Genomic DNA, 22,788 nt, shown 5'->3' with positions numbered 1-22,788 from the left:
ATTTTAGAGGTCTCGGGTTAGCCTTTTAACGATCTTGTATTCACTCAGGGATTCCTTGGCGATCACTTTCAATGCCGTGTAAAAGGGTACCGCAACCACCATTCCGGTGATCCCGAACATAAGGCCGGCAATTAGAATAATAAGAAAGATCTCCAAAGGATGTGATTTTACACTGGCTCCAAAAATCATAGGTTGCGAAATGAAATTGTCGATCAGTTGACAGATCCCATAGCCAAGCATTACATAAATAAGTCTTGGTAAGATGATGCTGCTAAAATCTGCGCCCAGGAAACTGGAAATTACGAATAAAGCCATCAGGATACCTGCCAGTAATGGTCCCAGGTAAGGTACCAGGTTAAGAAAGGCGCAAATGAAAGCGATGGCGATCGGGTTGTTTATTTCGAATACCGAAAGTAATATCGTGTATAGTATGAAAAGAACCATGATCTGCAGGGTGAGCCCCACAAAATATCTTGATAGTAAAACCTTGATCTTATTGAAAACACGCTGGAATTTCTGCTCTTCCCCGCGATTGGCGAATACCAGAATACTGTTCAGCATCAATTTACTGTCCTTCAGAAAGAAAAAGGAGATGAACAGAATAGAGAAAACGGCCACCATGGTCGCCCCAAGGATACCAAATACATTATTAAGGAACTGCGGGATAAGGCTTACATCAAAATTCCTTACAAACTCACTTCGTTTAAGACCTTCTATAATGTTAATCTCTTCAACGCCCAGGTAATTATTGATCTGGGTATTAAGATCGTTCAGGTCGCTTTTAAAAGCTTCGATATCTATCTGTCCCAGGTATTTGCTCTGTTCTATGATGATAGGAACGAACACAAAAATAATTCCTACAAAGATCGCCAGCACCAGGATAAGAACCGTGATCACCGCCAGCTGATTAGGCATGTGCAGCTTGTTCCTTAAAAAGATAACGATGGGGCGTCCAATAAGGGCGATAACCCCCGCCACTGCAACATAAACGATCACCGACTGCACCTCCCACAGGAAATACAATAAGAGCACGATACCTATCATGATACCGGTAGCCCTTAAAATTCCGTTGGCAAAATCGTGTGCTTTCACAGCGTAAATATATTATTTCTTACGAAACTTGTTTATGCTATTTGTGATTTCATATAGAGCGATTCCTACAGATTGAGCCACGTTCATGCTGCTGTTTTTGCCATACATGGGAATATGGTGAGTGGCCTTACATAATTCCAATACCTCATTTGAAACTCCATGACGCTCATTTCCAGCTACTAAAAGTATCTTCTCGTCTGCAGAGATCTTTACTTCATCGATCGGAGAACTACCGGAAGTAATTTCCAGGGCAAAGCTTTTATAGTTTTGGGCCAGCAGACTTTTAACAGTTTCTACTGAATCCTCGTAAAATTCATGCTCTACGGTATTATGCGTATTCCTGGCCGTTCTTTTTAATCGGTTACTGCTAAGATTTGGTTTGGTGCCGCAGAACACGATCTTTTCTATTCCAAAGGCATCCGCCAGGCGAAAAAGGCTTCCAATATTTGCTTCCCCGGTAATATTATCCATAAGGAGGATTATGGGAAAATTAATCTGCGGAAAGGAGGTTTCTGTGTGGGAAAGTTGTTCACTCAATTTTCGAAAGCATATTTTACAATGTTAGCACCCATCTTCAGGGCTTTTTGTCTTACTTCTTCAGGATCGTTGTGTACGTCTGGGCTTTCCCAGCCGTCGCCCAGGTCACTTTCAAATGTAAAAAGCAATACCAGCCTGTCGTTCTCAATGATCCCGAAGGCCTGTGGGGGAAGGGCATCATGCTCATGTATCTTCGGAAGGCCGTTCGGGAAATCGTAAGCAGCCGAAAAAATAGGATGGTTGGGAGGGATTTCGGTAAGTTCCTTTTCCGGGAACAATTTTTTGATCTCTTTCCGAATGTATTCATTCATCCCGTAATTGTCGTCTATGTGAAGAAATCCGCCGCTTAAAAGATAATTCCTTAGGTTTTCGATTTCAGCATCGTTAAAGATCACATTCCCATGCCCGGTCATATGAACCAGCGGGAACTGGAAAATATCGGTACTGCCGGGCTCTACGGTTTGCGGCCTGGTATCGATGTTCGTGCTGATGTTGGAATTGCAGAACTTGATAAGATTGGGCAGGGCCGTGGGATTGGCATACCAGTCGCCACCACCATTATATTTCAAAACCGCGATTTCCTGGCTTTTTCCTGTAAAAGGGAAGGCCATAAAAATGAAAGTGAATAATAAGATTAGTTTTTTCATTAAATTTCCTGATTTACCATGGCTACGGTGTGGCAGGCGACGATGGCAGCAGTTTCAGTTCGAAGTCTGCTGTCCCCAAGACTTATTTGATGCCATCCGTTCTTTAGGGCTGCTTCAATCTCCTGAGTGCTGAAATCACCTTCGGGACCAATAAGAATATTCACCCTTTGCCAGGGATGTACCTTTTTCTGAAGGTATGGTTTTTCCATTACATTCTCACAGTGGGCAATAAGCTTTGACCCTTTAAACTGTTTTTCCATGAGTTCCTGAAAGCTGACAGGCTCATTCAATTTAGGAAAGCTCAGGTGTAGGGATTGCTTCATGGCACTTAGCAGAACCCTTTCATAACGCTCCAGTTTAACCACCTTTCTTTCGCTATGATCACATATAACGGGAGTTATTTCGTGTACGCCTATCTCCATGGCTTTTTCCAGGAACCATTCATACCTGTCGTTCATTTTGGTTGGCGCCACGATCATATGCAAATAATAGGGCGGGGCAGGCTGTTCTTCAGAAGACAGGATCTTAACCACGCACTGTTTCATATCTGCCTGAATGATTTCGGCCTTGAATAACAGGCCTTTTCCGTTGGTGATATTTAGCTCATCGCCCTCTTTTTTTCGGAGGACCTTTATAATATGCCTGCTTTCATCCTTGGGAAAAGTTACCAGCTTATCCTTTTCAGAAATATCGGGATTAAAGAATAATTGCATCTTAGAATTTATATCTGGATTGAGCGGTGACTGCGTAATCTGCGAATTCCTTTTTCAGGAATTTATGATATCCCGCAATGCCGATCATCGCCGCATTATCTGTAGTATATTCGAACTTCGGGATATAACATTTCCAACCCCATTTTTTTTCAGCATCCAACAAAGCCTGTCTTATTCCGCTATTCGCCGAAACACCTCCGCCAATAGCAACCTGATTAATTCCGGTTTCCTTTACCGCTTTTTTCAGCTTATCCATTAAGATACCAATGATGGTATATTGAATGGACGCACAAATATCCTTGATGTTCTTTTCGATGAAATCCGGTTCTGCCTTGGTCTCTTTCTGAACAAAATACAGGACGGCGGTTTTGAATCCGCTGAAACTGAAATTCAGTCCGTCTACCTTTGGTTTGGGAAATTTGAAAGCTTTAGGATTCCCTTCCTTAGCATATTTATCAATCAAGGGCCCGCCGGGATAGGGCAAGCCGAGAATTTTAGCGCTTTTGTCGAAAGCTTCTCCAACGGCATCATCTATGGTTTCGCCTATCACTTCCATTTCAAAATAATCTGTCACCTTAACGATCTGGGTATGGCCGCCACTAATCGTCATGGCCAGAAACGGAAATTCAGGCTTATCGAAATCAGGTTCCTCGATAAAGTGTGCCAGGATATGCGCCTGCATATGGTTCACCTCGATAAGCGGGATATTCAAACCCATGGAAAGTGATTTGGCAAAAGAGGTTCCTACCAGCAAGGAGCCCATTAATCCCGGACCCCGGGTAAAAGCGATTGCAGAAACATCTTTTTTATCGATATTTGCCTTGGCCAGGGCCTGGTGGATCACCGGTACGATGTTTTGTTGATGAGCCCTGGAAGCTAATTCTGGAACTACACCGCCGTATTGTTTGTGAACTTCCTGGGTTGCAACAATATTGGAAAGGATTTTTCCGTTGCAAAGTACAGCCGCAGCGGTATCGTCGCAGGATGATTCAATGGCGAGAATATTTATTTTTTGGTCTGGCATCAGAAATAATTGAACATAGAAGTTGTAAATTAGACGCAAAGTTAAAACATAATAACGTATCAAAAAATTCTGGAAAATACTAACTAAAACGCTGGTTGCCCTCGTTTTGTTATTCATTATTTTATTGATAGTATTTTCTATTCCTGCAGTACAAACCTCTGTAGCAAAAAGACTTACCGAGTCTCTCAAAGAAAAGAACGACGTAAACCTTAGCATAGGCAGGGTTTCTCTCAGCTATTTTGGGAATCTGAAACTCAATGAAATATATGTTGAGGATCATCATGAAGATACCTTACTTACCGCAAGAGAGGTGCGTTCGTCCATCCTTGGTTTCGCAAATCTTATTAACAACTCTCCAGAACTGGGTGATACCCGCATAGAAGGCCTGGACCTTAGGATGAAGCGCTATAAGGATGAAGACAGGGATAATCTTGGTATTTTGATCGAAAAATTGCGCAAGGAACCTACAGGTGATGCTCCAACTTTTGAACTTCATGCTGAAAATGTACAGATCTTAAACAGCCGTTATAGTTATATTGACGAAAACCTTGACGCCAACGATGTGGTGGTCGTAGACGATCTTAATATCTATGCCAACGAACTGCAGGTGAACGGAGCCAATATCGATATAGATATTTCCATGCTGAAGGGATACGAGCACCGTGGCATCGAGATAGACAATCTTACCACCCAATTCCATTACGATCCTACCAGGATGCACCTTGAGGAAATGCAGTTGCAAACCCCGGGCTCACTCATTAATGCCGATCTTTATTTTAACTATGAACTTTCAGATTTCGCCGATTTCGAAAACCTGGTGCAGGTAAATGCAAAATTCAGGGAAAGTGTGCTTTCCAGTAACGACCTGAAAGCGTTTTACGACGGTTTTGGAGACGACCAGGTGCTGAATTTTCAGACCAGCCTAACCGGTACGCTTAATGATTTCTATTTAGAGAATTTCCAGTTACAGGGTCTGGACAGGACCGAGATCTACGGTAATTTCCAAATTGAAGGATCCTTTTCTAAAGACCCCGATACCTTCGTAATGGATGGCAGCTTTTCAGATTTCAATACCAATTACTACGATATGGTAAACTTCCTGCCGGGACCATTGAAGGGTAAACTTCCGGAAAACCTGCGGGATTTTGGGAATGTGAATCTGAAAGGGAATACCCTGGTCACCAGCTCTTCCTTGGATGCAGATGTTTACCTGACCAGCCAGTTGGGATCTGCAGATGCAGATTTTGTGCTTAACAATTTCAATAGTTCTGCAAGGTCTACTTATAAAGGGAAACTGATCTTTAAGGACATTAACCTTGGGAAATTTATCAAAAATGAAAAACTGGGAAAAACGAGTTTCAATATAGATTTTGATGGTGGCGGATTCAATCCTGAAGATCTCAATACCAAGCTGAAAGGAGCGGTTTCCAAGATCACGTATAACAACTATACCTACAAGGATATTCGTCTTATCGGAAACCTGCGGAATCCACTGTTTAACGGGTATTTTGTATCAGATGATCCGAACCTGCAGATGGAATTCAATGGTCTTATAGATGTTTCTGAAGATATTAATGTCTACGATTTTGAGGCCTCGGTAGAATATGCCGACCTAAATGCCCTGAATTTTGTTAGCAGGGACAGCGTTTCGGTGTTCAAGGGAGATGTGATCATGAATATGAAAGGAACCAATATCGATAATGCCTTTGGTGATATCTTACTTCTAAATACCTCTTACCGAAACCAGAATGATCTTTATTATTTCGATGATCTAAATATTAGCTCAAGTTTCGAGGGGCCGGTGCATACCATCACCATTAATTCTCCAGATGTGATAAGCGGAGAAGTTTCCGGGGTGTTTAATATCCGCGAGGTGGGTGCTCTTTTCAGGAATTCCATTGGTAGCATCTACACCAACTACAAACCTGAAACTATTACTACCAACCAGTTTATGGAGTTCGATTTTGATATTTATAACCAGATCGTGGAAGTTTTCTTCCCCGAGATCGAACTTGCGCCAAACACCTTTATCCGGGGAAGAGTAGAATCTGATGAATCTGAATTCCGTCTAACCTTTAAATCTCCTCGAATCGACATATTTGATAATATGGTGGAGGATATCAATTTGCAGGTAGATAATACCAACCCTATTTACAACACCTTTTTTGAAGCCGATAGTGTCGCGACCGACCTTTATAATTTTTCTGAATTCAGTTTCATTAACGTGACCCAGCGGGACACACTTTTCATAAGGTCTGAATTCAAAGGCGGGGAAGAGAACAACGATGTCTTTAACCTGAACCTGTTCCATACCATTAACGAGGAAAATAAATCGGTAGTGGGAATCCAGAGATCAGATTTCAAGTTCAAGGAAAAGGTCTGGTACCTTAATGAACAAAGCAATAAGAACAACCGCATTATTTTCGATAATAATTTCAGGGACCTCAAAATCGATTCCCTGGTAATGAGTCACCAGGATGAAGAGATCAGGCTAAGCGGGAAAATGCGGGATTCGTCCTATAAGGATTTCAAGATGAAATTCGTGAACGTTGATATTGGTAAGATAACCCCTGAAATTGATAGTTTGGACCTTGCCGGAACTTTGAATGGAGACCTGGATCTACTTCAGGAAAACGGCGCCTATTTTCCCAATACTAAGCTAAGCATTGATTCCCTGAAAGTGAACGATACCTTTATGGGTAATTTGAACCTGAATGTGGAAGGGAATGAAGATCTTACCAATTATTCAGTCTATGCCCTTCTAAAAAAAGAGGGTTTTGAATCCCTTTCGGCTATTGGAGATATAAGCCTGCGGGGAGATGAGCCCAGGATAGACCTGGAAGTGAACCTGAACAGGCTCAATATGGCTATTTTTACACCATTGGGTGCAGATGTACTTACCGATATTAGGGGTTTCGCCACGGGCCGGGCTTTTGTCACGGGTAATTATAAAAACCCTGATTTTTCAGGTAGTCTCCGGCTTTCAAAGGCTGGTCTAAAAATTCCTTATCTTAATGTGGATATAGACTTCCAGAACGAGGCCAGGGTGAACCTTACCAAGCAGCAGTTCGTTTTTAATAATATTGACATTGTAGATACTAAGTACAAGACCAAGGGAGTACTGGACGGTACTATTTCTCATCGAAATTTCTCTGAATGGTTTCTTGATCTATCTTTAAATTCAGATCGAATGCTGGTGCTGGATACCGAAGCAGATGAAGATGCTTTATATTATGGGACCGCTTTTATTGACGGTGAAGCGACCATCAAGGGACCTACAGATGAGCTGGTGATAGATGTAACTGCCGCTACTGAAAGGGGGACTGTTTTTAAAATTCCTTTGAGTGATACTGAATCTGTGGGCGATAATTCCTTTATCAGGTTCTTAAGTCCGGAAGAAAAAGCTGCCAGGTTAGCCGGGAAAGAGATCGAGATCCCTGAGGTGAAAGGCCTGGAAATGATCTTTGACCTTGATGTTACCAATGAGGCTGAAGTGGAGGTGGTAGTCGATAAGACCAGTGGTAGTACCCTGAGAGGTCGTGGATCCGGGAACCTTTTGCTGGAGATTAATACCAATGGTAAATTCAATATGTGGGGGGACTTTATTGTCTACGAAGGGGTGTATAATTTTAAATACGCCGGCCTGGTACAGAAGGTTTTTACGGTAGAATCTGGCGGAAGTATCAACTGGGATGGAGACCCTACAGATGCCCAGCTGGATGTAAGCGCGGTTTACTCACTAAATGCGAACCCGGCGGTACTGCTTGAAAATCCTTCAGTGAACCGAAAGATTCCCGTTGAAGTGGTGATCAACCTGCAGGGAGAGATAGAGCAACCTGATATTAGCTTCGAAATAGATTTTCCAAGTGCAAGCTCTACCGTAAAATCTGAACTTCAGTACAGGATAGACGACCGTGCCACCACAGAGCTCCAGGCATTGTTCCTGGTAACCCAGGGTACGTTCTACAGTGAATTCGGTCTTCGTGGCGCTGCCATTTACGGAACCCTTGCCGAAAGAGCATCCAGTATCGTTAATGATATTTTTGCCGACGATGATGGTAAATTCCAGGTTGGGGTCAATTACGTACAGGGAGATCGCACCCCAGACCAGCAAACCGTGGACCGCTTTGGACTGACCCTTTCTACGCAAATCTCAGAAAGGGTGATCATTAATGGCCAGGTTGGAGTTCCTATTGGAGGGGTTACCGAGTCGGTGATCATTGGAGACCTGGAGATAGAATTCTTGCTGAACGAGGACGGAACACTACGTGCCAAGGTTTTTAACCGTGAAAACAATATTCAATTCATTGGAGAAGAAATAGGTTTCACCCAGGGAGTAGGACTTTCATACAATGTAGATTTTGACACCTTTAAGGAGCTAATCCGCAAGATCGCAAATACCGAGATCGCTAAAAACACCGAAGAGGTAGATAAGGTGGAAGCTACTGAATCTTTTGCCCCGCAGTATATAAACTTTTTTTCTGAGAGCCAGAACTAGCATAATTTTAATATTTATTTAGTTCAGTTTTCCTCTTATCCCTTTATTTTTGGGATAAACGGCAACGAGCTTTATTCTTGAAAATTTAGTTCGTAGATTTAAGTTTCAATAAGCATCATTTTTTATGAGTAAGAAAGTAAGAAGAATCGGGGTCATGACTTCCGGTGGGGATTCACCAGGAATGAATGCAGCTATACGGGCGGTGGTAAGGACCTGCGCCTATTATCATACAGATTGTGTTGGATATTACAGGGGCTTCCAGGGAATGATCTCAGGAGACTCTGTAAATATGAATGCCCGAAGTGTTCGTAATATCGTGAACCAGGGAGGAACTATCCTTCAGTCTGCCAGGTCCAAGGAATTTCTTACCAAGGAAGGCCGTGCAAAAGCCGCGCAGAATCTAAGGGATGCTAAAGTTGACGCCATGATCCTGATTGGCGGGGACGGTACGTTCCGCGGTGGCCAGGTCTTTAGTGAAGAGCATGACATACCTGTTATAGGTGTACCCGGAACCATCGATAACGATATCTACGGAACCCATTATACCATTGGTTATGATACCGCGCTGAATACGGTCGTGGAAGCTATCGATAAGATCAGGGATACGGCCAGTTCTCATAACCGGCTTTTCTTTGTGGAAGTGATGGGCCGCGATGCGGGTTTTATTGCCCTTAATAGTGGTATTGGTGCTGGTGCCGAAGAGATCCTGATCCCGGAAGAAGACCTGGGACTGGAAAGGCTGCTCGATTCTCTTGAAAGAAGTAGGAGGGCTGGGAAGACCTCGAGTATCGTTGTAGTTTCTGAAGGTGACAAGATCGGTAAGAACGTATTTGAACTCGCCGAATATGTAAAACAAAATCTGCCATATTATGATGCGAGGGTAACCGTGCTGGGGCATATCCAAAGAGGAGGAAAACCTACCTGTTTTGACCGTGTTCTGGCCAGCAGGCTTTCGGTAAAAGCGGTTGAGCTTTTGCTTGATGGAGAAAAGGACCTGATGGTGGGAATGATGAATAATGAGATGCAATCCTGTAGTCTCGACCAGGCTTCAAAGGGAAAGCATAAGATCAATAAGGACCTTCTTCGAATTTCCGAAATCCTTTCAACTTAAATTTATGACCATTGCAATCATTGCCCATGATGGGAAAAAACCTGAAATGGTTCAGTTTCTGAATGAGTTCAGGGATACGCTACAGTCTAAAAAAGTGAATCTTATCGCTACTGGAACTACCGGTGCCAAAACCGAAGCTGCCGGCTACGAGGTGGAAAAGTTGTTGTCTGGTCCCCTGGGAGGTGATGCTCAGATCGCCGCGAGGATCGCAGAAGGTAAGGTAGATATGGTAATATTCTTTCGGGATCCTATGGATAAACATCCACATGAACCCGATATCTTTATGCTCATGCGATTATGCGACGTGCATAATGTAGCCCTGGCCACCAATCCGGCTACTGCCGGATTATTGATGAAGGGGCTGGAATAATTAGAATTTCACCGCGATCGCGCTAATCTCAACGTTCACGAATTTGGGAAGGTTGGCAACTTCTACAGTTTCTCTTGCCGGAGCCATGTCTGAATCAAAATAGCGGGCATAAACCTCATTGATCTTTCCGAAATTGTTCATATCGCTAATAAAGATCGAAGTCTTTACCACGTGGTTCATATTAAGGCCTGCTTCAAGTAGAATAGCCTTTAAGTTCTCAAGAACCTGTATGGTTTCCTTTTCCAGATCATCGGTAATAAGATCACCGCTTTTTGGGTTTATCGCGATCTGCCCTGAAATGTAAAGGGTATTCCCGGCATATACCGCCTGGTTATAAGGTCCAATAGGAGCCGGAGCGTTCGCAGTTTTTACAGTAGTTTTCATACTTATAAGTTTTTGGAATTTTACAATTGTCGGTCTGGAGCTCTTCTCTGTTCGTACTTGATATCGCTAAGTACATTCGCCTTGATCCTAATTAGGAAGTTCCAGGATTTTCTCGGGCCAAAAGGTGTCCAGGCAAAGCTCATCATCCAGCTGTTAAGGTCTCTTTGAAACCTTAACTGGGTTGGAGTGACACCATTATTTACCAGGTCGTAACCTGAACTCACTCCCACCTGCCATTTCGGGGCTAATTCAACGTTCCCGTTGAACATGATGGAATGTGCCGAAATATCATTCTGCCTGGCCGAATTAGTATAATTCATGGAATAGGCCAGCCTGACATCCCAGGGGATCTTGTAATTATACCAGGAGCTTTCGTTCTCTTCTTCCCGTCCTTCAAAGGGATCTTCCTCAAACAGCTCACCGTCCTGGCCCATTCCCTTGCCGAAAAGATCATCCTGTCTTCCACCGTTTCTAAAGGTTTCATTTTCCAGCTCATCTTCCTCGACCTCGTCTCCGCCTTCAAAATCCTTGCTGGAAAAAGCATATCCAAAGTTCACCGTTCCGCTGGTAAGCCTGAAGAGGCTACCGCCATTTTCGATGTTCAGTTTATCGATCCTTCTGTTGTTATTGTTAAGGGCGTAGATATCCAGGTTTCCACCAAAGTTGATATCAAGTTTGTTCTTCACGATCGGTATGGATCCCCTTAAAGCGATTGGAGATAATTTCAGCGAATCGCCGGCCATGTTGTAACTGGTGCTGATGCTGAAGTTGTTGAGCAGGGTGATCTTTTTGGGTTCGGTGGCAGTACTATCCTTATCCCGAACCTTAGCTTCAAAAGTGTTACTTAAACTAAACCCAACACTGCTGCTAAACTGCCTTCCAGGTGCCCCGTATAGCGTGCCGTCAAAACGTGAATAATCTACCAGTTCTATTTGTTCTGGCGTAGTGGGGTCGTCCCTTTCGTAGGTATCGTAATAGCGATCGAAACCAGGATTGATGTTGTAACTTACCGAAGGCCTCATCACGTGCCTTATCGCCTGTATCTTTTTGTCTTTTCCGAAGTTCTTGATACCATAGACCGTTGTTCCAATACTGGCGTTGAAATTATAGGTGCGGTAAGCATCGAACCCGTTTATGGTGTCTACCACCACATCGTCTATTACGGGATCGTATGATCTTTCAAAGGTTTTTGAAACCCAAGTTTCCTGGTAGCTGGTTCCTGTACTAACGCTCAGGAACTTAAATAGCTTGAAATTAGTCGCCAACGGAATGGAATGCTGGGCACCCAATCTTGCATCCTGGAACATTTCGGGTTTAAAAAATAGAGAATCGGTAGTATTCATTTGATTTTCTGCCCTTAGATTGTACTGAAGGTTGATATTTTGAAATAATCCCTTTTTAGCGCCTCCGGCCGGGGCAAAAGGGAAGATTCTGGACATGCTTAATTGTAAGGTGGGGAGACTAAGGCTAATTTGCTGTGTCCTGGTATTTTGGGAATGTCTCGCCGCCAGGTTCAGGTTTATCTGGGGTTCCCCGGGAAAGGTTTTACTATACGAAACCGAAGAGCTCAGGGTGTTATTCAGAAAATTTCCCTGGTTGGCCTGGTTAATGGATTCAGCGTAATATTCACTACTACCGAGGTTTACCGATGCCGAAAACCTTGAACTCGGGTTGGCCTTGGCATCCTGGCTATGGCTCCATTGAATATTGTATGAGGAACGTTCACTAAAGTCTGGAAATCCACGTTCACTGTTGAATAATTTCTCGTACCTAACCCGAGCATTCCCTCGATATTTATACCTCTTGGCGTAATTAGATGAAAACTCCAGGGTATAGGAGCCGTTGGTGAAATAACTTCCCAGGGTTAAAAGGTCTACATAATCGCTGATGGCGAAATAATACCCCCCATTTTGAAGGTTGTAACCGTACTGGCTATCCCCGAAGGAAGGGATTATAAAACCCGAGGTCTCTTCATCTGTAAGAGGGAAATACCCAAAGGGTAATCCCAGTGGAGTGGGGACATCGGCGATATACATATTCACCAGTCCAGAAACGATCTTCTTGTCCGGAACAAATTTGATTCTCCTGGCGTAAAAATAATATTCAGGATCGTCCACATCTTCTGAGGTGGTGAACCTTACGTTCTTCATGAAGTAAACAGAATCGTTCTCCCGCTTGGTTACCATTCCTTTTACATTGAAATCGGCTTCCTGGGTTCTTGAATTATAAACCAATGCTCTTTCCGTATCAAAATTAAAGCGAATGGAATCTGGTTCTACTTTTCGCTGCGCCTGGGTGAAGATGGGTTTTTGAGTATAATCACCTATAGAATCTTCGATTCCATAAGCATAGACCTCGTTTCTGGCATTGTCAATAATAATTAGACCAGCCTCTATGGTCATATCTCCATAAACGATCTTAGCCTCGTTATACAGGTACATTTTATTCTGCTTTGGGCTAAGCCTCATATAATCCTTCGCGGTATACTGAACGACGTCGGTTAAAAATTGTGATTTTTTTATACTGTCGGTCTTTACCGTATCCTGTTGCTCAAGTTGCTCCGTGATCTCCTGAGCGGGCATGGCAGGGGCAATGGAATCCCTTTCGGGTCTAACGGGAATCGATTTATCTTCAATCTCCTGTGCGTGAGAAACTACTGAAAAGAACAGCGTGAAAACCAAGCAAAAAAGAGTATTGGGGATATTTGTTTGCAATGCTTTAAGTGCTATTTTTGTACGGATTGGCTTGCTTTTTGCAAATCCAAAATTACATATATTTTTTCAGCTGAGTTTTGGGTGTGCAGGAAAAATCGTAATTAAAATATTCAACCTACTTAAGCGTTAGCTTTTTATGAGAACGAACTTACTTAAACTTTTCGTATTCACCATTTTTTTTGTTGCCATTTCAAACAGGGCGTTTTCGGCCGATTGTCCTCCGGTAAGAGATAAGTTTGTCGTGGTTCTGGATGCAGGTCACGGCGGAAAGGATCCGGGTAATATGGGGAACGGCTTTAAGGAAAAGGATATCGCCCTGAGTATTATTCTCAAAATTGGTAAAGAACTGGAGAAATATGATGGAATAGAAGTGGTCTACACTAGAAAAACCGACACCTTTGTCGAACTATTCGAAAGGGGGAGGATAGCCAATGAGGCCAAAGCTGACCTTTTTGTTTCTGTTCATTGTAATTCTCACAGCTCCCAGGCTTCTGGTACCGAGACCTTTGTTTTAGGTCTCAATAGGAACGACACTAATTTTGAGGTGGCTAAAAAGGAGAACTCGGTGATCTATCTCGAGGAAAACTACGAGGTTACCTATGAAGGATTCGATCCAAACTCTCCGGAATCTACAATCGGACTTACCATCATGCAGGAAGAATACTTGGACCAGAGCATACTTCTGGCTGATATGGTTCAGAAGCAATTCACCAACGACCTTAAGAGAAAGGATCGTGGCGTAAAGCAAATGGGGCTTATCGTGTTGCACCAGACCTATATGCCTAGTGTACTGGTAGAAACCGGTTTTTTAACCAATAACCAGGAAGGGCCTTATCTTAATAGTAGTCGTGGGCAGAACGATATGGCCAGGGCTATAACCAATGCCATCCTGGAATACAGCAATACCATAAACCTTAATCTTTTGGAGACCATCGCCAAAGATCACCCGGCAGATGATCTACCCGAGCCCGCGGCACCGGCCAGCCAGGTTTATAAAGATGTAGTATTTAGGGTGCAGCTTGCTGCAGGCTCCAAAAAGCTAGATACAAAGCCTTATAATTTTAAAGGACTCCATAATATTGAGAGGGAGAAAGAAGGCAAACTTTATAAGTACTATTATGGTGAAACCTCAGATTATCTCAAAATTCAGCAATTACACCAGGAAGCTATAAAGACGGGATACCCAGCCAGTTATATTGTTGCCTTTAAAAACGACAATAAAATAACGGTTAACGACGCGTTAAAATCTAGGCTGAAATAGCACTGCTTTTATATATTTATTTCTAAATTTGTGCGTATCCATTAAAAAATTTGCTTTTGAAATATTCCAGAGAGGTCAAAACTGCCCTGCTAGCTATTATCGCAATAGTGCTCTTAATTTTCGGTTATAGTTTTCTAAAGGGAGAAAATCTGCTGGACAACAGTCGAACCTTTTATGCTGTCTATGATGACGTGGAAGGATTATCGCCTTCTTCAGAAGTTACTATTAACGGTTTAAAGGTTGGAAAAATCACCAGTATAGATTTCCTGAATTCTTCAGGTGACCTACTGGTAACATTTACCGTTAAAAATGATTTTAAATTTTCCAGGAGTAGTGAAGCCCAGATCTATGGTGGTGGAATTATTGGTGGAAAATCCCTTGCCATTGTCCCGAAATATGAAAAAGGTGTAGACTGGGCCGAATCTGGTGACACTCTTTCCGGAGTTAAGGAAGAAGGGATCATGGAGCTAGTGAACGACAGGCTTACTCCTCTTCAGAATAAGCTAGAAGGAACCATCGTAAGTGCAGATTCTATGCTTACGGCCATTAACCAGATCCTGGACGATTCTACCAGGAACAATATTAGGGGAACCTTCAGAAATCTTGACGCTACCGTGGCCTCGTTCCAGGTAACTGCCAATGAGCTGCAGGGTATTGTTCAGGGAAACTCAGAAAAACTAGACAGGACTTTCACCAATCTGGATGAAATGTCTACTAATTTCAATAAATTCTCAGACACGCTTACAAACATGAATATCAACAAGATCACAACAAATCTTGAAAAAGTGATTGCCGATTTTGAAGCTGTGTCTAACAAACTGAACAATGGTAACGGTACAGCGGCCAAACTTATCAATGATGACGCGGTCTATAATAACCTGGATCGGGCCACCAAGCAACTGGAAGAGTTGCTACAGGATGTAAAGCTTAACCCTAAGCGATATGTTCATTTTTCAGTATTTGGAAAAAACCCGGGTCCATACGACCCTCCGAAAGATTCTTTAAAATAACCAACCATGCAAATCGTTGCGCAGATCCTTTTTGTAATTGCCCTGGTGGCAGGAATTGGCTTTTTTGCCAGAAACATCAAACGTGTAATCAGGAACGTGAAACTCGGAAAAGAGGTTGATCGTTCAGATAATCCAGGTGAGAGATTCGCCAAAATGGCCCGCGTGGCCATGGGACAAAGCAAAATGGTGAAAAGACCTATTGCCGGGATCCTGCATATCATTGTTTATGTTGGTTTTATCATCATTAATATCGAAGTACTGGAGATCATTATAGATGGTATCTTCGGGACCCATAGGATATTCTCGGTCTTAGGAGGTTTCTACGATGTGCTTATTTTTAGTTTCGAGATCCTGGCCTTTCTTGTTTTTGTGGGTGTGATCCTATTCTGGATAAGGCGTAATGTGATAAATATTAAGAGGTTCCTCAGCAGGGAACTTAAAGGTTGGCCAAAGAACGACGCGAATTACATCCTGTATTTCGAAATGGTACTGATGATCCTTTTCATTACCATGAATGCGGCAGACTACCAATTACAATTAAACGGTGCCGATGATTATGCTTCGGTAGCTGGAATCAAGGGAAGTTTCCCGGTAAGTCAATACTTGTTACCACTAATGGATGGTCTTAGCAACACAACCCTGATAATTATTGAAAGAGCTGCCTGGTGGCTTCATATTTTAGGAATACTTTTTTTCCTGAATTATTTATACTACTCCAAACACCTGCATATCATACTGGCTTTCCCGAATGTGTACCTGTCTAAGCTTGTTCCACAGGGAGAATTCGACAATCTTGAATCTGTGAAGAAAGAGGTGGAGCTAATGATGGATCCTAATGCCGATCCCTTTGCTGCTCCAGCTGAAGGTGAGGACGAAGGTGAGCCGGATAAATTCGGAGCTTCAGATATTTTTGACCTGAACCAGGTACAATTGCTTAATTCTTACACCTGTACAGAGTGTGGTCGTTGTACTTCAGAATGTCCTGCGAACCAAACGGGTAAAAAACTTTCTCCTCGAAAGATCATGATGGATACCCGCGACAGGGTAGAGGAAGTTGGTGAGATCATCAATAAGAATGGTAAATTTGAAGATGACGGCAAGAAATTGCTGGACGATTATATATTAAGAGAAGAGCTTTGGGCGTGTACTACCTGTAACGCCTGTGTAGAAGCCTGCCCTGTGGGTATTGATCCGCTTTCTATTATTCTGGATATGAGAAGATATTTAGTGATGGAAGAAAGCGCGGCTCCAAACGAGCTGGCCATCGCCATGACCAATATCGAAAATAATGGTGCCCCCTGGCCTTACAACCAGATGGATCGTTTAAACTGGGCAGAAGAAAAATAAATTAAGAATTAAAGAATAAGATAAAGATCAGCAATATGGCAGAAGCACTAAAGGTTCCTACAATGGCCGAGTATATGGCAGAAGGTAAAAAACCGGAAGTTTTGTTCTGGGTAGGTTGTGCCGGAAGTTTCGACGACCGCGCGAAGAAGATAACCAAAGCCTTTGTGAAGTTATTACACCAGGCAGGTGTAGATTTCGCTGTTTTGGGAACCGAAGAAAGCTGTACCGGAGATCCTGCGAAAAGAGCGGGGAATGAGTTCCTTTTCCAGATGCAGGCAGCAACCAATATTGAAGTTCTTAACGGCTACGAGATCAAGAAAGTGGTGACAGCCTGTCCGCACTGTTTTAATACCTTAAAGAACGAATATCCGGCTTTGGGTGGTAATTACGATGTGATGCACCATACCCAGTTCCTTAAAACTCTTCTAAGTGAAGGCAGGTTAAAAGTTGAAGGCGGAAAATTTAAGGGTAAAAAGATCACTTTTCATGACCCCTGTTATTTAGGTCGTGCCAATGGTGAATATGAAGCTCCGCGTGACCTTTTGAGAAAACTTGAGGTAGAGCTGGTAGAAATGCGTAAGTGCAAGAAAAATGGCCTTTGTTGTGGTGCCGGTGGCGGACAGATGTTCAAGGAGCCGGAACCAGGAAACAAAGACGTGAACATAGAACGGACCGAGCAGGCCCTTGAGACCCAGCCGGAAATCATCGCTGCCGGATGTCCATTCTGCAACACCATGATGACAGATGGAGTTAAGAACAAGGAAAAAGAGGACAGCGTGGCAGTAATGGATGTTGCTGAAATGATCGCTAACGCCGAAGACCTTTAAAATAATCAAAAGTTAAAACACGGTACTATATTTGAGCTGATAGCTAAATGAATTAGATTTGTAACAATTCAATTTTAGCCCTTATGTTAGTATCATTTGAAAGCCTTCCTGATAGCTCTAGAGTATGGATCTATCAGGCCAACAGGTCTTTTACCCAGGAAGAAGTTCAGGAGATTTCCCAAAAACTGGACGCCTTTATCGAGAAGTGGACAGCTCACGGTGCCAACCTTAGAGCATCTTACGAAATAAAATACAACAGGTTCATAACGATTGCTCTGGACCAGGAGCTCAATGCGGCCTCTGGCTGTTCTATAGACGCTTCGGTGCAGTTTATCCAGCAACTGGAAAAAGATTACGATGTAGATCTCCTGGATAAGATGAACGTTTCTTACAAACAAGGTGAATTCATTGCTTATAAGAGCCTTTCCGATTTCAGGAAAATGGCTAAGCAGAGAGCCGTTTCGCCTAATACCATCGTTTTTAATAATCTTGTGAACAACAAAGCCGAATACCTTTCAGACTGGGAAGTACCGGCATCTGAGAGCTGGCATAAACGTTTTATGAATTAATGAAGTTGAAGCACTCCCTACCAGCCTTTATTTTATTTATACTCTCCTTTTTTTTCACTGCTCCGGTAATTGCTCAAAGCGCAGATCCGCTTCTTGCTGAAGATCGGCTTGCTCAGAAAGCATGGGTAGACAGTATTTATGACTCAATGAACCTGGAGCAAAAAGTAGGGCAGTTGTTTATGGCGAGTATCTGGTCTAAGAATGCCAACGAAGCCGATACCATTCGCAAGCAGATTAAGGAGCACCATATTGGTGGTCTTATCTTTTCTAAGGGTGGCCCGGTGCAACAGGCCAGGCTAACCAATGAATTTCAGGAAATGTCTAATGTTCCCCTAATTATTGGCATGGATGCCGAGTGGGGCCTGGCCATGAGACTGGACAGCACCTATGCTTTGCCCTGGAACATGACCCTGGGCGCTATACAGGATGATAAGCTATTGGAAGAAGCAGGGGCGGCTATCTCCCGGCATACCAGAAGGCTTGGAGTGCACTTTAATTTTGCTCCCGTAGTAGATATCAATACGAATCCAGAAAATCCTATCATCGGGAACAGGTCTTTTGGTGAAGACAAGGAGAATGTGACGCTGAAGGCGCTGGCTTTTATGAAAGGTATGCATAGCGAAGGGGTGTTGAGCAATGCCAAGCATTTCCCTGGTCATGGAGACACAGATTCAGATTCTCATAAAACCTTACCTACCATAAACTTTTCTGCGGAAAGGATCAACGAGGTTGAACTTTACCCTTACAAAGAGCTTATTCCGGAAGGCTTAAGCAGTACCATGGTCGCCCATTTGAATGTCCCTGCGCTGGAAGCCCAGGAAGCCAAACCCGCTTCACTGTCTAAATCTATCATTACCGATATCCTGAAAAGAAACATGGATTTTAACGGACTCATCTTTACCGATGCCCTGGATATGAAAGGTGTTTCCCGGGATAAGGAGCCGGGAGAAGTAGACCTTGATGCATTTCTTGCGGGGAACGATGTGCTCCTGATGAGCGAGGATGTGGGTAAAGCTTCTAAAAGCATTATCGAAGCGGTAAATACCGGAATCATTTCTGAAGAAAGACTGGAACTTTCGGTGAAGAAAATCCTTAAAGCTAAATACAAGGTTGGTTTGAACGAATTCAAGCCAATAGAAACTGAAAACCTTTATGATGACCTGAATACTATTCAGGACCAGGTACTGTTAGAAGATCTTTTTGAAAATGCCATTACCCTTCTAAAGAATAATAAAGCGGTGGTGCCGGTTAAGAAATTGGATAAGCAAAGGATCGCTTATGTGAATTTTGGGAATGCAGATGGCCGCGAATTCCTTGACCAGATGAGAAAATATGCCCTGGTAGACTGGGTAAAGGCAGAAAAACTATCTGATCTGCTGGATAAACTTGATGATTACAATTATGTCGTGGTTGGTTTCCATAAACCCGATTCCAGCCCCTGGTCTTCCTATAAATTTACAGATAAGGAACTAGTGTGGCTGCACGAGATCGCCCGGAAGAATAAGACCGTACTCTCTCTTTTTGCCAGGCCTTACGCTTTACTTGATGTTAAAAGTTTCGCCAACCTTGAAGGGATAATCCTTGGATATCAAAATCACCCGGTAGCCCAGCGAAAAGTTGCCCAAATGCTGTTCGGGGCTATTGAAGCTAAAGGAAAACTTCCGGTTAGCATTAAGGATGAATTCCCTGTAGGCACCGGCTATATCACCCGAAAGATCGACAGGCTTAATTATGGTTTACCCGAAAGTGTTGGGATGAATTCCGCCAGGTTAAAAGAAATCGACAGTATTATAAATTATGCGATCGAGAAGGAAATGACCCCGGGTGCCCAGATCCTTGTTGCGCGAAAGGGGAAGGTGGTCTACAATAAGAATTTTGGTTACCAGACCTATGAAAAGGACTTTCCTGTTACCGATACAACCATTTACGACCTGGCTTCGCTAACCAAGATCCTGGCGACACTTCCGCTGGTGATGGAGTTGGATGAAAAAGAGGTGGTAAACTTCGATACTAAACTAAGTGAGCTTTTGCCTGAGTTTAAGGATTCCAATAAGAAGAATATCAGACTACAGGACATGCTGATGCATTATGCCCGTCTGCAGGCCTGGATACCTTTTTATATCTCTACGCTGGAACCAAAATCCAGGAAGCTTTCTCCCAACTATTACAGCGAAACTCCGCTCGACGACCGGAAAATACAGGTGGCTAATCATATGTTTATTAGGGATGATATTGGCGATACTATAGTGAATATCATTAAGGATAGTGAGCTGGAAAAAAGGTTGCAATATAAATACAGCGACCTGCCGTATTATCTATTAAAGTATTACATAGAGTCTTATTACAATAAGTCGCTGCACGAAATCACCCAGGAACATATCTATGAAAAACTGGGCGCAAATTACACCGGTTTCCTCCCTCTTTCAAGATTTGACACCTTGCAGATCGCTCCAACGGAAAATGACCAGCTGTGGAGGCACCAGGTGGTGAGGGGGTTTGTTCATGACCAGGGCGCGGCTATGCAGGGAGGTGTCGGCGGCCATGCCGGACTTTTTAGCACGGCGAACGATGTGGCTAAGATCATGCAGACCTATCTGAACGGAGGTAGCTATGGTGACGAAAATTTCATAGACAAGGAAATCATAGATAAATATAACACCTGCTATTATTGCGAGGACGATGTAAGGCGGGGCGTAGGCTTCGACAAACCCCAGCTGGGAAAGGCTGGCCCTACCTGTAATTGTGTTTCCATGATGAGTTTTGGACATAGCGGTTTTACCGGCACCTTTGCCTGGGCCGATCCCGAGGAAGAAATTATATACGTATTTTTGTCTAACAGGACTTTTCCCGATTCGAATAACCGGAAACTTATTCGCGAGGATATAAGATCTGAAATACAAAAAGTTATTTACGAATCTATAGAAGATTAACTCATGAAAATTGCCATTGTCTGTTACCCTACCTTTGGAGGAAGTGGAGTTGTTGCGACCGAATTAGGACTTTCTCTTTCACGAAGAGGGCACGAGGTACATTTTGTGACCTACAAACAACCGGTGAGATTGGAGACCATTTCCAGTCATATTAGATTTCATGAAGTAAACGTTCCTGAATATCCACTTTTTCACTATCAGCCATATGAACTTGCGTTGAGCAGTAAATTGGTGAACGTGATCAAGAATTATGGGATAGAACTATTGCACGTGCATTATGCCATTCCCCATGCCTATGCGGGTTATATGGCCAAGAAGATGCTGGAAGAAGAGGGGATAAGCATTCCCATGGTCACTACGCTGCACGGAACCGATATTACCCTGGTGGGGAATCATCCTTTCTATAAACCCGCGGTTACCTTCAGTATTAACAATAGTGATATAGTTACTTCAGTTTCTGAAAGCCTTAAGGAGGATACCCTTAAATTTTTCGATATCAAGAAAGAGATCGAAGTGATCCCAAACTTCATCGATGTTTCCAAATTTCAGAAAAAGATCTTTACAGATTGCCAGCGGGAGCTGATGGCTCATGAGGACGAAAAGATCATAACCCATATTAGTAACTTCAGGAAAGTGAAAAGGGTAGATGACGTGGTTCGTATATTCTATGAAATTCAGAAAAAAGTAAAGGCCAGGTTGATGATGGTGGGCGAAGGTCCACAGAGAGAAACTGCCGAGCAACTGGTAAGGGAACTTGGAATTCGCGACCGGGTTCTTTTCCTTGGGCAGAGTAACGAGATTGATAAGATCTTGTGTTTTTCAGACCTGTTCCTTTTACCTTCTGAAACCGAAAGTTTCGGTCTCGCTGCGCTTGAAGCAATGGTTCATTCAGTCCCTGTAATATCCTCCAATACAGGAGGTTTGCCTGAGGTGAATATTGATAATTATTCGGGTTTTTTACACGATGTTGGCGATGTTGAGGGCATGGCCAAAAGCGCTGTTTCCATTTTACAGGATCCTTCCATTTTATTGAAATTCAAGAAGCAGGCAGGAGAAGCAGCTGTGAAGTTTGACATCAACAATATAGTTCCCATGTATGAGGAACTATATCAAAAAGCACTTATAAAGGCATAAAAAAAGTGGAGATGTTTACCTCCACTTTTCATAAATACTTTGCCAGCTATTAGAACTGGTATCTTATTCCAAGAGCGATGTCTGGACCGAAATCATCACTTTCTCCATAATTGGAAAAATAAATTTCAGGTCTAAAATCCAAAGAAAGTAAAAGGGGGAAATCGAAATTGTATTCAATTCCTACATCACCGGCTATTACGGCAAACAAGCCGTCATCATCACCTATATAATCTCTTCGGTTATCATCATAATTTCCAAGACCGGCACCTGCACCTACATACCAGTTAAAGCCACCCTCTATATTCCAGACCCATTGATACAAACCTATTAATTTAATGGCGTCAAAATTATCATTATTTCTCCAGCCTAAATCTAGCTCCAAACGGTTATTATCACCGCCAATTGCTCTTTGATAAGAGACTTCGGCGCCGAAGCCACCGCCATCTCCAATTCTTAGACCTAGGGCATTATCTGAAATCTGCTGCGCGCTCGCGTTGTTAAAAAAAACAGCTCCCATTATAAAAGCTGCTAATAGAACTAATTTTTTCATGTTCGATTGTTTTGTTAGATCGTGACAAATGTATGTGTTAAACTCTTACCACAACGCGCCTGCCAGCAAA

The 22,788-nt window shown here is 43.0% G+C and carries 18 protein-coding genes; 10 read left to right on the top strand and 8 right to left on the bottom strand.

Annotation, left to right across the window (positions count from 1 at the left end; all coding sequences use genetic code 11):
- Window positions 1-3: 3 nt before the first annotated feature.
- The 5 genes from FLP08_RS09755 to tsaD form a co-directional block, all read right to left on the bottom strand.
- Window positions 4-1,092, bottom strand: coding sequence for an AI-2E family transporter (locus FLP08_RS09755; RefSeq protein ID WP_162431007.1), 1,089 nt, complete (start codon window positions 1,090-1,092; stop codon window positions 4-6).
- A gap of 12 nt (window positions 1,093-1,104) precedes the next feature.
- Window positions 1,105-1,563, bottom strand: a complete 459-nt coding sequence (locus FLP08_RS09750) for a TrmH family RNA methyltransferase (protein WP_238388478.1) — start codon at window positions 1,561-1,563, stop codon at window positions 1,105-1,107.
- Between the two features lie 62 nt (window positions 1,564-1,625).
- On the bottom strand, window positions 1,626-2,276 hold the full coding sequence (locus tag FLP08_RS09745) for a DUF4159 domain-containing protein (protein ID WP_156276389.1): 651 nt from the start codon (window positions 2,274-2,276) through the stop codon (window positions 1,626-1,628).
- Complete coding sequence (locus FLP08_RS09740; protein ID WP_156276387.1) at window positions 2,276-2,989, bottom strand: 16S rRNA (uracil(1498)-N(3))-methyltransferase; 714 nt, start codon at window positions 2,987-2,989, stop codon at window positions 2,276-2,278. Before FLP08_RS09740 ends, FLP08_RS09745 begins: the two co-directional genes overlap by 1 nt.
- A 1-nt stretch (window position 2,990) precedes the next feature.
- Window positions 2,991-4,013, bottom strand: a complete 1,023-nt coding sequence (gene tsaD / locus FLP08_RS09735; RefSeq protein WP_156276385.1) for a tRNA (adenosine(37)-N6)-threonylcarbamoyltransferase complex transferase subunit TsaD — start codon at window positions 4,011-4,013, stop codon at window positions 2,991-2,993.
- A gap of 124 nt (window positions 4,014-4,137) precedes the next feature.
- Here tsaD and FLP08_RS09730 point away from each other — a divergent pair, with 124 nt between their 5' ends.
- The 3 genes from FLP08_RS09730 to FLP08_RS09720 all read left to right on the top strand — a co-directional run bounded on the left by FLP08_RS09730 (window position 4,138) and on the right by FLP08_RS09720 (window position 9,992).
- On the top strand, window positions 4,138-8,511 hold the full coding sequence (locus FLP08_RS09730; protein ID WP_238388477.1) for a translocation/assembly module TamB domain-containing protein: 4,374 nt from the start codon (window positions 4,138-4,140) through the stop codon (window positions 8,509-8,511).
- Between the two features lie 124 nt (window positions 8,512-8,635).
- Window positions 8,636-9,622: a 6-phosphofructokinase gene (gene pfkA, locus FLP08_RS09725; protein ID WP_156276382.1), complete on the top strand. Its 987-nt coding sequence runs from the start codon at window positions 8,636-8,638 to the stop codon at window positions 9,620-9,622.
- Between the two features lie 4 nt (window positions 9,623-9,626).
- On the top strand, window positions 9,627-9,992 hold the full coding sequence (locus tag FLP08_RS09720; protein ID WP_156276381.1) for a methylglyoxal synthase: 366 nt from the start codon (window positions 9,627-9,629) through the stop codon (window positions 9,990-9,992).
- Here FLP08_RS09720 and FLP08_RS09715 read toward each other — a convergent pair whose 3' ends face one another.
- Entirely contained in the window at window positions 9,993-10,376 is a 384-nt protein-coding gene (locus tag FLP08_RS09715; protein ID WP_156276380.1) for a RidA family protein, read from the bottom strand.
- 20 nt (window positions 10,377-10,396) lie between these two features.
- Window positions 10,397-13,090: a putative LPS assembly protein LptD gene (locus FLP08_RS09710; protein WP_156276379.1), complete on the bottom strand. Its 2,694-nt coding sequence runs from the start codon at window positions 13,088-13,090 to the stop codon at window positions 10,397-10,399.
- A gap of 136 nt (window positions 13,091-13,226) precedes the next feature.
- Here FLP08_RS09710 and FLP08_RS09705 point away from each other — a divergent pair, with 136 nt between their 5' ends.
- The 7 genes from FLP08_RS09705 to bshA all read left to right on the top strand — a co-directional run bounded on the left by FLP08_RS09705 (window position 13,227) and on the right by bshA (window position 22,168).
- Window positions 13,227-14,351 (top strand): N-acetylmuramoyl-L-alanine amidase family protein, encoded by a 1,125-nt coding sequence (locus tag FLP08_RS09705; protein WP_156276378.1) that lies wholly within the window; start codon window positions 13,227-13,229, stop codon window positions 14,349-14,351.
- Window positions 14,352-14,407: 56 nt separating this feature from the next.
- On the top strand, window positions 14,408-15,361 hold the full coding sequence (locus tag FLP08_RS09700) for an MlaD family protein (protein ID WP_202912760.1): 954 nt from the start codon (window positions 14,408-14,410) through the stop codon (window positions 15,359-15,361).
- A gap of 6 nt (window positions 15,362-15,367) precedes the next feature.
- Window positions 15,368-16,708 carry a 4Fe-4S dicluster domain-containing protein gene (locus FLP08_RS09695; RefSeq protein WP_156276376.1) on the top strand — a complete coding sequence of 447 codons (1,341 nt, stop codon included), beginning with the start codon at window positions 15,368-15,370 and terminating at the stop codon, window positions 16,706-16,708.
- A gap of 35 nt (window positions 16,709-16,743) precedes the next feature.
- Window positions 16,744-17,535 carry a (Fe-S)-binding protein gene (locus FLP08_RS09690; RefSeq protein ID WP_156276374.1) on the top strand — a complete coding sequence of 264 codons (792 nt, stop codon included), beginning with the start codon at window positions 16,744-16,746 and terminating at the stop codon, window positions 17,533-17,535.
- 83 nt (window positions 17,536-17,618) lie between these two features.
- Window positions 17,619-18,104 (top strand): ABC transporter ATPase, encoded by a 486-nt coding sequence (locus FLP08_RS09685; RefSeq protein ID WP_156276371.1) that lies wholly within the window; start codon window positions 17,619-17,621, stop codon window positions 18,102-18,104.
- Window positions 18,104-21,034 (top strand): serine hydrolase domain-containing protein, encoded by a 2,931-nt coding sequence (locus FLP08_RS09680; protein ID WP_156276369.1) that lies wholly within the window; start codon window positions 18,104-18,106, stop codon window positions 21,032-21,034. The genes FLP08_RS09685 and FLP08_RS09680 overlap by 1 nt, the downstream gene beginning before the upstream one ends.
- A 3-nt stretch (window positions 21,035-21,037) precedes the next feature.
- Window positions 21,038-22,168, top strand: coding sequence for an N-acetyl-alpha-D-glucosaminyl L-malate synthase BshA (bshA, locus tag FLP08_RS09675; RefSeq protein WP_156276367.1), 1,131 nt, complete (start codon window positions 21,038-21,040; stop codon window positions 22,166-22,168).
- 49 nt (window positions 22,169-22,217) lie between these two features.
- Here the strand turns inward: bshA and FLP08_RS09670 are convergent, their stop codons facing one another.
- Window positions 22,218-22,718 (bottom strand): hypothetical protein, encoded by a 501-nt coding sequence (locus FLP08_RS09670; RefSeq protein ID WP_156276365.1) that lies wholly within the window; start codon window positions 22,716-22,718, stop codon window positions 22,218-22,220.
- Window positions 22,719-22,788: the final 70 nt, after the last annotated feature.

The organism is Christiangramia aestuarii (assembly GCF_009735585.1).
Lineage (GTDB): Bacteria > Bacteroidota > Bacteroidia > Flavobacteriales > Flavobacteriaceae > Christiangramia > Christiangramia aestuarii.
This window is presented reverse-complemented; position numbering and strand designations above follow the sequence as displayed.

Excerpts from the sequence above, each read along its gene's own strand:
- FLP08_RS09750 (WP_238388478.1), bottom strand. The coding sequence starts at position 1,563 with ATGGATAATATTACCGGGGAAGCAAATATTGGAAGCCTTTTTCGCCTG.
- FLP08_RS09745 (WP_156276389.1), bottom strand. The coding sequence starts at position 2,276 with ATGAAAAAACTAATCTTATTATTCACTTTCATTTTTATGGCCTTCCCT.
- FLP08_RS09740 (WP_156276387.1), bottom strand. The coding sequence starts at position 2,989 with ATGCAATTATTCTTTAATCCCGATATTTCTGAAAAGGATAAGCTGGTA.
- tsaD (WP_156276385.1), bottom strand. The coding sequence starts at position 4,013 with ATGCCAGACCAAAAAATAAATATTCTCGCCATTGAATCATCCTGCGAC.
- pfkA (WP_156276382.1), top strand. The coding sequence starts at position 8,636 with ATGAGTAAGAAAGTAAGAAGAATCGGGGTCATGACTTCCGGTGGGGAT.
- FLP08_RS09720 (WP_156276381.1), top strand. The coding sequence starts at position 9,627 with ATGACCATTGCAATCATTGCCCATGATGGGAAAAAACCTGAAATGGTT.
- FLP08_RS09715 (WP_156276380.1), bottom strand. The coding sequence starts at position 10,376 with ATGAAAACTACTGTAAAAACTGCGAACGCTCCGGCTCCTATTGGACCT.
- FLP08_RS09705 (WP_156276378.1), top strand. The coding sequence starts at position 13,227 with ATGAGAACGAACTTACTTAAACTTTTCGTATTCACCATTTTTTTTGTT.
- FLP08_RS09695 (WP_156276376.1), top strand. The coding sequence starts at position 15,368 with ATGCAAATCGTTGCGCAGATCCTTTTTGTAATTGCCCTGGTGGCAGGA.
- FLP08_RS09690 (WP_156276374.1), top strand. The coding sequence starts at position 16,744 with ATGGCAGAAGCACTAAAGGTTCCTACAATGGCCGAGTATATGGCAGAA.
- FLP08_RS09685 (WP_156276371.1), top strand. The coding sequence starts at position 17,619 with ATGTTAGTATCATTTGAAAGCCTTCCTGATAGCTCTAGAGTATGGATC.
- FLP08_RS09680 (WP_156276369.1), top strand. The coding sequence starts at position 18,104 with ATGAAGTTGAAGCACTCCCTACCAGCCTTTATTTTATTTATACTCTCC.
- bshA (WP_156276367.1), top strand. The coding sequence starts at position 21,038 with ATGAAAATTGCCATTGTCTGTTACCCTACCTTTGGAGGAAGTGGAGTT.
- FLP08_RS09670 (WP_156276365.1), bottom strand. The coding sequence starts at position 22,718 with ATGAAAAAATTAGTTCTATTAGCAGCTTTTATAATGGGAGCTGTTTTT.